The organism is Pseudomonas sp. CC120222-01a, from assembly GCF_003097235.1.
Classification (GTDB): Bacteria; Pseudomonadota; Gammaproteobacteria; order Pseudomonadales; family Pseudomonadaceae; genus Aquipseudomonas.
The window spans coordinates 153,944-165,578 of record NZ_QEQQ01000016.1; the positions used below are offsets into that span (position 1 = coordinate 153,944).

Annotated in this window: 11 protein-coding genes, 1 tRNA gene and 1 pseudogene; 8 read left to right on the forward strand and 5 right to left on the reverse strand. The window is 60.1% G+C overall.

The window, feature by feature from the left end; all coding sequences use genetic code 11:
* Positions 1–81: 81 nt before the first annotated feature.
* Positions 82–972: a bestrophin family protein gene (locus tag N430_RS20130; RefSeq protein ID WP_110638496.1), complete on the reverse strand. Its 891-nt coding sequence runs from the start codon at positions 970–972 to the stop codon at positions 82–84.
* 210 nt (positions 973–1,182) lie between these two features.
* On the opposite strand from N430_RS20130, the gene N430_RS29325 reads away from it, so the two are divergent.
* Positions 1,183–1,440, forward strand: coding sequence for a transcriptional regulator (locus tag N430_RS29325; protein WP_133248866.1), 258 nt, complete (start codon positions 1,183–1,185; stop codon positions 1,438–1,440).
* Here N430_RS29325 and N430_RS20135 read toward each other — a convergent pair whose 3' ends face one another.
* Positions 1,441–2,088 carry a trypsin-like peptidase domain-containing protein gene (locus N430_RS20135; protein ID WP_110638506.1) on the reverse strand — a complete coding sequence of 216 codons (648 nt, stop codon included), beginning with the start codon at positions 2,086–2,088 and terminating at the stop codon, positions 1,441–1,443.
* A 365-nt stretch (positions 2,089–2,453) separates the two neighbouring features.
* On the opposite strand from N430_RS20135, the gene N430_RS20140 reads away from it, so the two are divergent.
* Entirely contained in the window at positions 2,454–3,785 is a 1,332-nt protein-coding gene (locus N430_RS20140) for a Fic family protein (protein ID WP_110638497.1), read from the forward strand.
* Between the two features lie 248 nt (positions 3,786–4,033).
* Here the strand turns inward: N430_RS20140 and N430_RS20145 are convergent, their stop codons facing one another.
* Together N430_RS20145 and N430_RS20150 are read right to left on the reverse strand one after the other, a co-directional pair.
* The gene (locus N430_RS20145; RefSeq protein WP_110638498.1) at positions 4,034–4,705 is read right to left on the reverse strand and encodes a topoisomerase DNA-binding C4 zinc finger domain-containing protein; all 672 of its coding nucleotides are present in this window, start codon (positions 4,703–4,705) and stop codon (positions 4,034–4,036) included.
* A 294-nt stretch (positions 4,706–4,999) separates the two neighbouring features.
* Positions 5,000–5,084, reverse strand: a tRNA-Leu gene (locus N430_RS20150).
* Between the two features lie 108 nt (positions 5,085–5,192).
* Between N430_RS20150 and queA the strand changes: the two genes are divergently transcribed.
* The 6 genes from queA to N430_RS20180 all read left to right on the forward strand — a co-directional run bounded on the left by queA (position 5,193) and on the right by N430_RS20180 (position 11,258).
* Positions 5,193–6,242, forward strand: coding sequence for a tRNA preQ1(34) S-adenosylmethionine ribosyltransferase-isomerase QueA (queA, locus tag N430_RS20155; RefSeq protein WP_110638499.1), 1,050 nt, complete (start codon positions 5,193–5,195; stop codon positions 6,240–6,242).
* Positions 6,243–6,256: 14 nt separating this feature from the next.
* Positions 6,257–7,372 carry a tRNA guanosine(34) transglycosylase Tgt gene (gene tgt, locus N430_RS20160; protein WP_165837370.1) on the forward strand — a complete coding sequence of 372 codons (1,116 nt, stop codon included), beginning with the start codon at positions 6,257–6,259 and terminating at the stop codon, positions 7,370–7,372.
* A 42-nt stretch (positions 7,373–7,414) separates the two neighbouring features.
* Positions 7,415–7,750 carry a preprotein translocase subunit YajC gene (yajC, locus tag N430_RS20165; RefSeq protein WP_027920288.1) on the forward strand — a complete coding sequence of 112 codons (336 nt, stop codon included), beginning with the start codon at positions 7,415–7,417 and terminating at the stop codon, positions 7,748–7,750.
* Between the two features lie 64 nt (positions 7,751–7,814).
* The gene (secD, locus tag N430_RS20170; RefSeq protein ID WP_103445628.1) at positions 7,815–9,677 is read left to right on the forward strand and encodes a protein translocase subunit SecD; all 1,863 of its coding nucleotides are present in this window, start codon (positions 7,815–7,817) and stop codon (positions 9,675–9,677) included.
* A 10-nt stretch (positions 9,678–9,687) separates the two neighbouring features.
* On the forward strand, positions 9,688–10,596 hold the full coding sequence (gene secF / locus N430_RS20175; RefSeq protein ID WP_110638501.1) for a protein translocase subunit SecF: 909 nt from the start codon (positions 9,688–9,690) through the stop codon (positions 10,594–10,596).
* Positions 10,597–10,715: 119 nt separating this feature from the next.
* Positions 10,716–11,258, forward strand: a complete 543-nt coding sequence (locus N430_RS20180; protein WP_054887558.1) for a glycine zipper 2TM domain-containing protein — start codon at positions 10,716–10,718, stop codon at positions 11,256–11,258.
* A 62-nt stretch (positions 11,259–11,320) separates the two neighbouring features.
* Here the strand turns inward: N430_RS20180 and N430_RS20185 are convergent.
* Positions 11,321–11,635: pseudogene (locus N430_RS20185) on the reverse strand (IS4 family transposase); the annotation flags it as partial.

Here is an 11,635-nt window from a genome sequence, read left to right on the forward strand (position 1 = left end):
CTCCTACAGGTAACGCGATCTTCTGTAGGAGCGGCCTTGCCGGGGCGCCGGACCGGTCGGAAAGGGCTGCAAAGCAGCCCCCTACTGCACCAACTCCCCACACTGCGCTTCCCGCTGCATCGATTCCAGATTCCGCTCGATGGTCTCGCAAATCGTATCCATCTGGATCTGATGCTCACTGAAGCGAAACGGACTCTGCAGATCCGTCCCGATCCGCTCGATCGCCAGCAGCATGAACCCGACCACGGTCGACGCCAGCGGCGTGAACCAGCCCAGCGATTCCACCAGCCCCACCGGCACGATCAGGCAGAACAGGGTGATGAACAGCCGCGGGAAGTACACGTACGGGTAGGGCAGCGGCGTATTGGCGATCCGCTCCATGCCGCCCTGGGCGTTGGACAGGTCCACCAGCGTCGACTCCAGCCGCGCCAGGCGAATGCTGTCCAGCCGCCCGGCCTGGTATTCCCGTGCCAGCAACGCCGCCGAACCGCTGAGGATATCGTTGGCAAAGTTGTTCGATCGGTTACGCCGCTCGAACTCCCCCGGCGGGATGAATGCCATCAGCTCGTCCGGGCAGGCCTCACCCTTCAGGTGCGCCGCCAGGCAGTTCACATAGGCGATGTGCCGACGCAGCAAGGTCGCCTTGACCGGGTTCGGTCCATCCTCGGTGTCATCGATCAGCGTCAGCGTCTGCCGGGCGAAGCTGCGCGAACCGTTCACCAGCGCCCCCCACAAGGTCCGCGCTTCCCACCAGCGGTTGTAGGCGCTGCTGTTGCGAAAGCTCACCAGCACCACCAGCGCCGAACCCAGCAAGGTCAGCGGGATCAGCGGCAGGGTGAACTTGCTGTTGAAGAACAGCATGAAGTCGATGGTGACCAGCACGTCCCAGAGCAGCAGCCAGAACAGCGACCAGCCGATGTAGCCGAACGTCTTGACGATCAGGCGGTACTTGCGGGCGATGACGTCTTTCACACGAGCTGCCTCGAAAAGCCGGGGATGCAGGATGGGACGTCGAGGGGCGGGTATGGTTCGGTGCTGTTCGTCCAGGGGTGTTACTGGACGTGTTTTTAAAAAAAGCGCGAAGCGGACTACACAGCTTTCGGATGCCGCTGACTAGGGTGTCGAAAAGAGAACTGACATTGTCGATGCTTCTTCGTTTCGCGCATTTATGCAGGGGCTCTGATGACGCCAAATCTGATTCCGTTCGACATGGCAAACCTCTTGGATTGCGAAGAGGCAATCGAGGAGTACCTGATGCAGGTGATGATTGATGGCGACTCTGCCGAGCTTGCCCGGGCGCGACTTCACATCGATAGAGCCCGGGCGCGAAATGCCGTGATCAGCCCAGTTGCTGTTTCATCTGCACCAACGCTACCCGCTTGCCATCCTGAGCCTGCCGCTCCTCAATGTCGGCGGAATCCGCCTGACTTCAAGTGTTGATCAAGGCTTGCTCGCCACTGCCACATAACCCTTGACCGCAGCAGGCGCGCCGTGCGGCTTGCCTTTGTGCGCCAGGTACTGGAAGCGCCGCCATTCCTTGTCGATTTCGCTGTACGACATGAACACGCTGACCCGTGCCTTGTCGGCCAGGTCCGGGCGGTTGCGGGCATCGATCCCTTCCTTGGCGATAAAGGCGACGTTCATCCCGACCACTTTGCCGTCGTCGGCGAACACCGGGCCCCCGGACATGCCTTTGGTGATAGGGCCATCATGTATCGAGTAGAAAACACTGCCCGGGGTACCTTCGAGGCGCACCAGCGAGTCGAGCGTACGACCCTTGCCTTGTACCGGCATCATGAAGCTGTTGAAACCCACTGCAGTCACCGACTCACCCGGCACGAACTGCCGCCATTGCGGAACTTTGCTGGCCTTGTGCTTGAAAAACACCACGTCTCCCAGGCCCTCATGCACTACGTTGCGCAGGAACGGGGTGTGCTTGGCAGTGACGGCGTAGTCTTCGTTCCACTGGATGGCGCTGGCCATCAGCAGCATCGGGAGGGGAGCACCGGAAGTGACGACAAAAGCCTGGTCGTAGACGGGGTCTGAAACGTATGCGGTTGGCATTCCATTGCACCCACTCAGCAGCATCATTGCTGCCAGACAGGGCGCGGTTTTGTTCATGGGGCACACAAGTGGTAATGAATAAGGGGCGCAACTATGGCCAAGTGATATTACGGCATCAATACTTTTTGCATATAACCGACGAGTGACAGCTTATGGCCATCACTCGGCTGGCGGCCAATAGATTCGATGGATGCCTGGAGAGCACGTGGTCGTTGGGGTGGCGTCAAAAGGCGGGCTTGTCAGGATTAATGAGCTGGGTTGAGCTCGATTGAGCTGGGTTGAGCTGGGTTGAGCTGGGTTGAGCTAGATTGAGCTGGGTTGAGCTAGATTGAGCTGCATTGAGCTATATTGAGCTATATTGAGCTGCATTAGCTATATCCGGAGATGTCATGACTTTGCCAAACAAGATCCTGACCGCTTTGCAGGGTAATCAAGCGCTCAGTTCCCGGGAGCTGGCCGAGTGCCTGGATGCGAGCTGGTCAACTGTCAAACGCCACCTGGAGGTGTTGCTGGAGGCAGGCGAGGTTGAGCGTGAAAAAGATGGGCGTACAACGCACTATCGACTGAAATCTGCTGCACCTCGTGCGAGCGACAGTGAGAAAGCACCGAGCACCATCGCCGACCTGCCCTGGTCATCGGAAAGCCGCGCACTTCGTGCATCGCTGCTTCGGCCATTGGCAATGCGCGAAGTGGTCACATATAGGCGTGATCTGGTAGACAGCTATCAACCGAATCAGACGACGTGGCTGCCCCCGAGTCTGGCCGCCGCGCTTGAACTGGAGGGAAGAATGAGAGGGCAGCAGCCGGCGGGCACTTATGCGCGCAAGGTGCTGGAGCCTTTGCTGATAGATCTTTCCTGGTCTTCGTCGCGTCTGGAAGGCAACCGCTACACGCTGCTCGACACTGAAAGGCTTTTCAAAAGCGGTGTAACCGACGGTGATCTGGATGCGGTCATGCTGCTCAATCACAAGGCTGCCATCGAGTTCATGGTCGATGCGGTGCCTGAATACGGGCTCAATCCGGCGGTTATCAGCAACCTGCATGCCCTGCTGATGCAGGATCTACTGGCAGATGGCGCTGCCTTGGGCAGTATTCGCCAGACTGTGGTGAACATCAGTGGCACCACTTATTTCCCGACCCAGGTGCCTTCGCTGCTGGAGGAGATGTTCGAGCAAATATTGTACAAGGCGAAGCAAATCAAGAACCCGATCGAAGCCGCATTCTTCCTGTGGATAAACCTCGCCTACCTGCAACCGTTCGAGGATGGAAACAAACGCACGAGCCGGTTGGCAGCGAACATCCCGTTGATGCTCTACAACTGCTCGCCCTTGTCATTCCTGGATGTGAACCCAGAAGATTATGCGCTGGCAATGATGGGGGTTTACGAGCAGCGGGACATGTCCATGGCCGCGGATCTGTTTGTTTGGGTCTATCGCCGCTCGATCAGCAAATATGGCGTGATGCTCGAAGCCATGGGGGTGCCGGACCCTGTTCGTCTGCGCTATAGAGAGCTGCTGAACGAAGCAATCAATGCAGTCGTGCGTGAGGGCTTGACTGCGGATCAGGTGGTGGCTGGGTTGGAACTGCCTGAAGAAGAGAAAGTGCAATTTGCGCCACTGCTACGCGGCGAACTGGATATTCTGGCGTTGCACAACTGCGCCCGTTACAGGTTGAGCATGAAGCAGGTGAAGGCTTGGATTGATGCTGGTCGTCCCTGCTGAAGCTGAGCGAGACGTAAGCTGCCATATGACCCAGTCAGGGGGAAGCCGGTTTGTTCGGCTTCCCGAAGAGGGCACCGCAGTTGTGGAGTCCTTCGCCTATTACTTGGCGCACAAGCCCATCAGTACCAGAGCCGCAGTGGTAGAGCACGCCGGAGAGCGGCACCCTGAGTGATGCGGAAATCTCCGGAGTTCCTGCCAGTGCATCTGCACGATGTCCAGCGCCGTGCTCAACGCGAGTTCGTTCAGAGCTACTGGTGGGAGTCAGGTAACAGCGTGCCGTCTAGGGCTCCAGATTTTGAAGCCGCCGCCGGCAACTGATCTGGAATCGTTTGCCGTATACCCGTACACCTGGGGAACTTGGAGCATCCATAGAACGATTTTCCCTTGTGCCTACCGCGCTTGGCTACTCGGGGAACCATGCGGTTACCGCAATCGGGGCATAGGCCCAGGGCCTCCCAGGTTTCACGCGAAGGAATTTGCGGAGCTTGCGGTGGCGGGGCGGCAGGGGTAGCCGGTCTATTGGACTTTCTTACACGCTTCCAAGATGGATAGAGGAACCACAGCCAGGGCGCCACGAAGATCAGAAGCAACAGTGTAATGGCGAGCGTCACCCGTGCCCCGCGACTCAGGTATGAGCCGCCACCGCCAAATCCGGAACTGCCGCCAGATGATCGAGAGTAGCTGGTGCCGCTGTATGACGACGTAGGCCCAGATGGCGCGATTGGCGAGATGCCAAGAGACGGGTTGGGAGTCAACTGGTTTCCGGGCCTGGGTTCTGGGTGAGCAGTCAGCGAGACGTAGGGAAACGGGAAGGAAGGGGTCAGTGGCACTTCGTGCCACTTAGCATGCTGTTTCACGCACCCTGATATCAGCAGGGCGGCCAGTAGAGTCGTGGTACCTGGAAAGAACTTGATTGCCATTGGCGATTCCCTGCCAGTGAGGATTAGCGTTTTACACCGTGCTCCCCAGCCAAACAACCTGCCACACCCAAAGCCAACCGAAGCCCGCCCCGAGCGGGCTTTCCTGCAACTCAGACGATGCGTCGGATGGCACGGGCTTCGCCCGTGTTCGCGGGTGAACCCGCTCCCACATGGAGTGCGCCAGCTTTCGTGAGTTGAGCAAGTCAGTACCTCTTACAGGACCTTGCAGTCCAGAAAAGGTGGAAAACTGCAGGCACAAAAAAACCGACCAAAAGGTCGGTTTTTTCTGGATCTTGGTGCCCCGAGGGAGACTCGAACTCCCACTCCTTTCGAAAACGGATTTTGAATCCGCCGCGTCTACCAATTCCGCCATCAGGGCTTAGGCGCCGCAGTATAGAGAGGTCGCTCAAGCCGGTCAATCGGCTTTCATGGTCAATTTTCACGCATTGGGCTAAACTTCCCGGCCCTGTCGAACCCGAACATCATCATGCGCGTCGCCGATTTTTCTTTCGAACTCCCCGATTCCCTGATCGCCCGCCACCCACTGGCCGAGCGCCATGGCAGCCGTCTGCTGGTCCTCGATGGGCCGAGCGGGGCGTTGGCGCACCAGCAATTCCCCGATCTGCTCGACTATCTGCGGCCGGGCGACCTGATGGTGTTCAACAACACCCGGGTGATTCCGGCGCGGCTGTTTGGCCAGAAAGCCTCCGGTGGCAAGCTGGAAGTGCTGGTCGAGCGTGTGCTCGACAGCCACCGCGTGCTGGCCCATGTGCGTGCCAGCAAGGCGCCGAAAGAGGGGGCAGTGATCCTCATCGATGGCGGTGGCGAGGCCGAGATGGTCGCCCGCCACGACACGCTGTTCGAACTGTGCTTCACCGAAGAGGTGCTGCCGCTGCTCGATCGCGTCGGCCACATGCCGTTGCCGCCGTACATCGACCGCCCCGATGAAGGCGCCGACCGTGAGCGTTACCAGACCGTGTACGCCGAACGCGCCGGTGCGGTTGCTGCGCCGACTGCGGGCCTGCACTTCGACGAAGCGCTGCTGGAAAAGATCGCCGCCAAGGGCGTCGAGCGCGCCTTCGTCACCCTGCACGTGGGTGCCGGCACCTTCCAGCCGGTGCGGGTCGACAAGATCGAAGACCACCACATGCACAAGGAATGGCTCGAAGTGAGCCAGGATGTGGTCGATGCCATCGAGGCCTGCCGCGCCCGTGGCGGGCGGGTGATCGCAGTCGGTACCACCAGCGTGCGCTCGCTGGAGAGTGCGGCGCGTGATGGTGTGCTCAAGGCCTTCAGCGGTGACACCGACATCTTCATCTACCCGGGCCGGCCGTTCCATGTGGTCGATTGCCTGGTCACCAACTTCCACCTGCCGGAGTCCACGCTGCTGATGCTGGTCTCGGCATTCGCCGGTTACCCCGAGACCATGGCTGCCTATGCGGCGGCGGTCGACAACGGTTACCGCTTCTTCAGTTACGGTGATGCCATGTTCATCACCCGCAATCCGGCGCCACGCGGCCCAGAGGATCAAGCATGAGTCGCACCTGTCGAATGTCGTTCGAACTGCTGGCCACCGACGGCAAGGCCCGTCGCGGCCGGCTGACCTTCCCCCGTGGCACGGTCGAGACCCCGGCGTTCATGCCGGTGGGCACCTATGGCACGGTCAAGGGCATGCTGCCGCGTGACATCGAGGCCATCGGCGCCGAGATCATCCTCGGCAACACCTTCCACCTGTGGCTGCGCCCAGGTACCGAGGTGATCAAGAAGCACAATGGCCTGCATGACTTCATGCAGTGGAAAGGCCCTATCCTCACCGATTCCGGTGGTTTCCAGGTGTTCAGCCTGGGCGCCATGCGCAAGATCAAGGAGGAGGGTGTCACCTTCGCCTCGCCTGTCGATGGCTCCAAGGTGTTCATGGGCCCGGAAGAATCCATGCAGGTGCAGCGCGACCTGGGTTCGGACATCGTGATGATCTTCGACGAGTGCACGCCGTACCCGGCCGAGCACGACGTGGCGCGCACCTCCATGGAGCTGTCGCTGCGCTGGGCCCAGCGCTCGAAGAATGCCCACGGTGACAGCAGCGCAGCGCTGTTCGGTATCGTCCAGGGTGGCATGTACCAGGACCTGCGCATGCGCTCGCTGGAAGCGCTGGTCAATATCGACTTCGACGGCCTGGCCATCGGCGGTCTGTCGGTCGGCGAACCGAAGCACGAAATGATCAAGGTGCTCGACTACCTGCCGGACCAGATGCCGGCTGACAAACCTCGTTACCTTATGGGGGTAGGCAAACCGGAAGATCTGGTTGAGGGTGTGCGCCGCGGCGTCGACATGTTCGACTGCGTGATGCCCACGCGCAACGCGCGCAACGGCCACCTGTTCGTCGATACAGGGGTGATCAAGATCCGCAACGCGTTCCATCGCCACGATGATTCGCCGCTGGATCCGACCTGTGACTGCTACACCTGCACCAACTTCTCCCGCGCTTATCTGCACCATCTGGACAAGTGCGGCGAAATGCTGAGCAGCATGCTGAATACCATCCACAACTTGCGCCATTACCAGCGCTTGATGGCCGGTTTACGCGAGGCTATTCAACAGGGTAAATTGGCCGCCTTTGTCGACGCCTTCTACGCCAAACGCGGGCTGCCTGTGCCGCCTTTGGACTGACTGTTCGCATCCATTATTAGAAAATTACATTAGGAGTGCCCAATGAGCTTCTTGATCCCCGCCGCATACGCGGACGCTGCAGCACCCGCCGCTGGCCCAGCCGGTACCGGTTTCGAGTGGATTTTCCTGGTCGGTTTCCTGGTCATCTTCTACCTGATGATCTGGCGCCCGCAGTCCAAGCGCGCCAAAGAGCAGAAGAACCTGCTGAGCAACTTGCAGAAAGGTGACGAAGTTGTCACCAACGGCGGCATCGCCGGCAAGATCGTCAAGGTTTCCGATGACTTCGTGGTCCTGGAAGTTTCCGACACCGTCGAACTGAAGTTCCAGAAGGGTGCCATCGCGGCCACCCTGCCAAAAGGTACGCTCAAGGCTATCTGAGTTACCGGTTTCATTTTTCCAGTCGGGGCGCGCAAAGCGCCCCGCGTCTTGAACGGGCGGCGTGATGCTGAACAAATACCCTCTGTGGAAATACGCACTGATCCTGGTGGTACTGGCGATCGGTTTCATTTATTCCGCTCCCAACCTCTACCCGGATGATCCGGCGGTGCAGATCAGCGGTGCCAGTTCGGCGCTGCAGGTCAACCAGGCCGACCTCGACCGTGTCAGCAAGGCGCTGGTCGATGCTGGTATCACCGTCAAGGGCGCGAGCCTGGGTGAGAAGGGCAGTGGGCTGATTCGCCTGACCAACCAGGAAGCTCAACTGCCAGCCAAGGATGTCGTGCGCAAGGCACTGGGCGATGATTACGTCGTGGCCCTGAACCTGGCCCAGACTACTCCGCAATGGCTGCGCAACCTGGGTGCAAGCCCGATGAAGCTGGGCCTGGACCTGTCCGGTGGTGTGCACTTCCTGCTGGAAGTGGACATGGACAAGGCCATGAGCGCCCGCATGAAAGTCTACGAAGGCGAGGTCAAGACCTTGCTGCGCAAAGAGCGCATCCGCTACCGCAGCCTGCCGCAGCAGGATGGCGGTGTAATGCTGGGCTTCGCTGACGATGCTACCCGCGAACAGGCACGTGCCCTGATCCGCAAGAATTTCAATGATTTCGACCTGACCACCACCGAGCGCAACGAGCTCGCCGTGCTGCGTCTGGCGCTGACCCAGGCGAAAGTCGCCGAGATCCGCGAATACTCGATCAAGCAGAACCTGACCACCGTTCGCAACCGTGTGAACGAGCTGGGCGTGGCCGAGCCGCTGGTACAGCGCCAGGGCGCCAACCGCATCGTGGTCGAGCTGCCGGGCGTGCAGGACACTGCCGAAGCCAAGCGTATCCTCGGCAAGACCGCCAACCTGGAGTTCCGCTTCGGTGCCGAGCCGGGCGCTTCCAAGGCCACTACCGAGGTCTTCGAGTTTCGTGAAGGCAACCGTTCGGCTGCTGTCGAGCGTGGCCTGATCATCACCGGTGACCAGGTCACCGATGCCCAGGCCAGCTTCGACGAGCACGGCCGCCCGCAGGTGAACATCCGCCTGGATGGTCACGGTGGCGAGCTGATGAGCCGTGCGACCCGCAGCAACGTTGGTCGCAGCATGGCGGTGATCTTCATCGAGCAGAAGCCGGTCACCCGCTACGTCAAGCAGACTGTCGACGGCGTCGAGAAGGACGTTGCCGTACAGAGCTTCCAGGAAGAGAAGAAGATCATCAGCCTGGCGACCATCCAGTCGCCACTGGGCAGCCAGTTCCGCATCACCGGCCTGAACGGCCAGGGTGAATCGTCGGAACTGGCCCTGCTGCTGCGTGCCGGTGGTCTGGCTGCGCCGATGTACTTCGCCGAAGAACGTACCATTGGCCCGAGCCTGGGTGCCGACAACATCACCAAGGGTATCGATGCGTCGCTGTGGGGCATGCTGTTCGTCTCGCTGTTCATCATCGCCATCTACCGCGGCTTCGGTGTGCTCGCCACCATCGCCCTAGCGGGCAACATGGTGCTGCTGCTGGCGCTGATGTCGCTGCTGGGCGCCACGCTGACCCTTCCGGGTATTGCCGGTATCGTGTTGACCATGGGTATGGCGGTAGACGCCAACGTGCTGATCTTCTCGCGTATCCGCGAAGAGATTGCCGCCGGCATGTCGGTGCAGCGCGCGATTCACGAAGGTTTCAACCGCGCCTACTCGGCAATCGTCGACGCCAACCTGACCACCCTGCTGGTCGGCGGCATCCTGTTCGCCATGGGCACCGGCCCGGTCAAGGGCTTCGCGGTGACCATGTCCCTGGGGATTTTCACCTCGATGTTCACCGCCGTCATGGTGACCCGTGCACTGGTCAACCTGACCTGCGGCGGGCGTGACATCAAGAAGCTGTGGGTTTGAGGGAGCTGCGATGAAAACCATCAATTTCATGGGCGTGCGCAAGATTGCGTTCGCCGCCACCATGCTCCTGACGGTCCTGGCGCTGTTCAGCTGGTTCCACAAGGGCCTGAACTTCGGCCTCGACTTCACGGGCGGCACACTGATCGAGCTGACCTACGAGCGGCCGGCCGACCTCAAGGCGGTACGTGCCGAGCTGCAAGCGTCCGGCTTCCACGAGGCGGTGGTGCAGAGCTTCGGCGCCACCACCGACCTGCTGGTGCGCATGCCGGGCGATGACCCACAGCTGGGTGCCAAGGTTGGCGCGGCCCTGCAGAAGGCAGGCGGCGACAACCCGGCCACCCTCAAGCGCGTCGAGTTCGTCGGCCCGCAGGTGGGTGAAGAGCTGCGCGACCAGGGCGGCCTCGGCATGCTCCTGGCACTGGGCGGCATCCTCATCTACCTGGCCTTCCGCTTCCAGTGGAAGTTCGCCGTGGGCGCGATCGTCTCGCTGATCCACGACGTGGTGGTGACCCTGGGTATCCTGTCGTTCTTCCAGATCACCTTCGACCTGACGGTGCTGGCGGCGGTGCTGGCGATCATCGGTTACTCGCTGAACGACACCATCGTCGTGTTCGACCGGGTGCGTGAGAACTTCCGCGTGCTGCGCAAGGCCTCGCTGATCGAGAACATCAACATTTCGACCACCCAGACCCTGCTGCGCACCATCGCCACCTCGGTTTCGACCTTGCTGGCGATTGCCGCACTGCTGTTCTTCGGTGGCGACAACCTGTTCGGCTTCTCGCTGGCACTGTTCATTGGTGTCCTGGCCGGTACCTACTCGTCGATCTACATCGCCAACGTGGTACTGATCTGGCTGAACCTGAGCAGCGAAGACCTGATTCCACCTGCGAAAAACGAAGGTGTGGATGACCGTCCTTAAGGACTAGTCCTACGCCGTTCGGCGATGAAAAAGGCGTGAGTGTTGAACTCACGCCTTTTTTTTTGCTCCAAGGCTGGGAGAAAGCAGGTTAGCCCCTGCAGGTACAACAGGAGGTTCATGTGAACAAATCAATGCTCGTAGGCGCTGTGCTGGGTGCTGTCGGTGTTACTGCCGGAGGTGCTGTTGCCACCTACAGCTTGGTGAACAAGGGGCCTGAGTACGCCCAGGTCACCGACGTGCAACCGATCAAGCAACAGGTCAAGACCCCGCGCGAGGTCTGCAAGGACGTCGCCGTCACGCGCCAGGCGCCGGTCAAGGACCAGCACCAGATCGCCGGTACAGTGGTCGGTGCCATTGCCGGTGGCCTGCTGGGTAACCAGATCGGCGGCGGTACCGGCAAGAAGATCGCTACCGTGGCCGGTGCGGTCGGTGGTGGTTATGCCGGTAACAAGGTGCAGGAAGGCATGCAGCAGCGTGATACCTACACCACCACGCAAACCCGCTGCAACACGGTCAACGACATCAGTGAGAAGGTGGTAGGTTACAACGTGACCTATTCCATTGGTGATCAGGTGGGCAAGGTGAAGATGGACCGCGAGCCGGGTTCGACCATTCCGCTGGACAAGAATGGCAAGCTGATCCTCAGCGAAGCCGGGCAGTAAGCGACAGGCATAAAAAAAGCACCCCGAGGGGTAATGCCAGTCAGTTAAGCTGACTGGCATTTTCATTTTCGGGTCGGGTATTTTGCTGGTCGTTGCTTCACTGCTCTGGGGAACCAACGATCAGGTCGCCGATGAGGTAGGACATACTGCGCTGCTGATGCCTGCAAGTCCGCCAGAAATCCTGGCAGGTTGCCGGGATGATTCAGTGATGTGCCATGCAGCAAGCCCAAGATTGCCCAGCTGCAGGCGGTAAAACTCATTTCGCAGGGATAAACACCTGGGCACTGCCTCGACATCTGAACCATCTGATAGCGCAGCAGGTTGTAGCCCAGCAGCACGCCCCAAAGTTCTTGCGCAATCATCTCTGGTGTCTTGCT

Excerpts from the sequence above, each read along its gene's own strand:
- N430_RS29325 (WP_133248866.1), top strand. The coding sequence starts at position 1,183 with ATGACGCCAAATCTGATTCCGTTCGACATGGCAAACCTCTTGGATTGC.
- N430_RS20135 (WP_110638506.1), bottom strand. The coding sequence starts at position 2,088 with ATGCTGCTGAGTGGGTGCAATGGAATGCCAACCGCATACGTTTCAGAC.
- N430_RS20140 (WP_110638497.1), top strand. The coding sequence starts at position 2,454 with ATGACTTTGCCAAACAAGATCCTGACCGCTTTGCAGGGTAATCAAGCG.
- N430_RS20145 (WP_110638498.1), bottom strand. The coding sequence starts at position 4,705 with ATGGCAATCAAGTTCTTTCCAGGTACCACGACTCTACTGGCCGCCCTG.
- queA (WP_110638499.1), top strand. The coding sequence starts at position 5,193 with ATGCGCGTCGCCGATTTTTCTTTCGAACTCCCCGATTCCCTGATCGCC.
- tgt (WP_165837370.1), top strand. The coding sequence starts at position 6,257 with ATGTCGTTCGAACTGCTGGCCACCGACGGCAAGGCCCGTCGCGGCCGG.
- yajC (WP_027920288.1), top strand. The coding sequence starts at position 7,415 with ATGAGCTTCTTGATCCCCGCCGCATACGCGGACGCTGCAGCACCCGCC.
- secD (WP_103445628.1), top strand. The coding sequence starts at position 7,815 with ATGCTGAACAAATACCCTCTGTGGAAATACGCACTGATCCTGGTGGTA.
- secF (WP_110638501.1), top strand. The coding sequence starts at position 9,688 with ATGAAAACCATCAATTTCATGGGCGTGCGCAAGATTGCGTTCGCCGCC.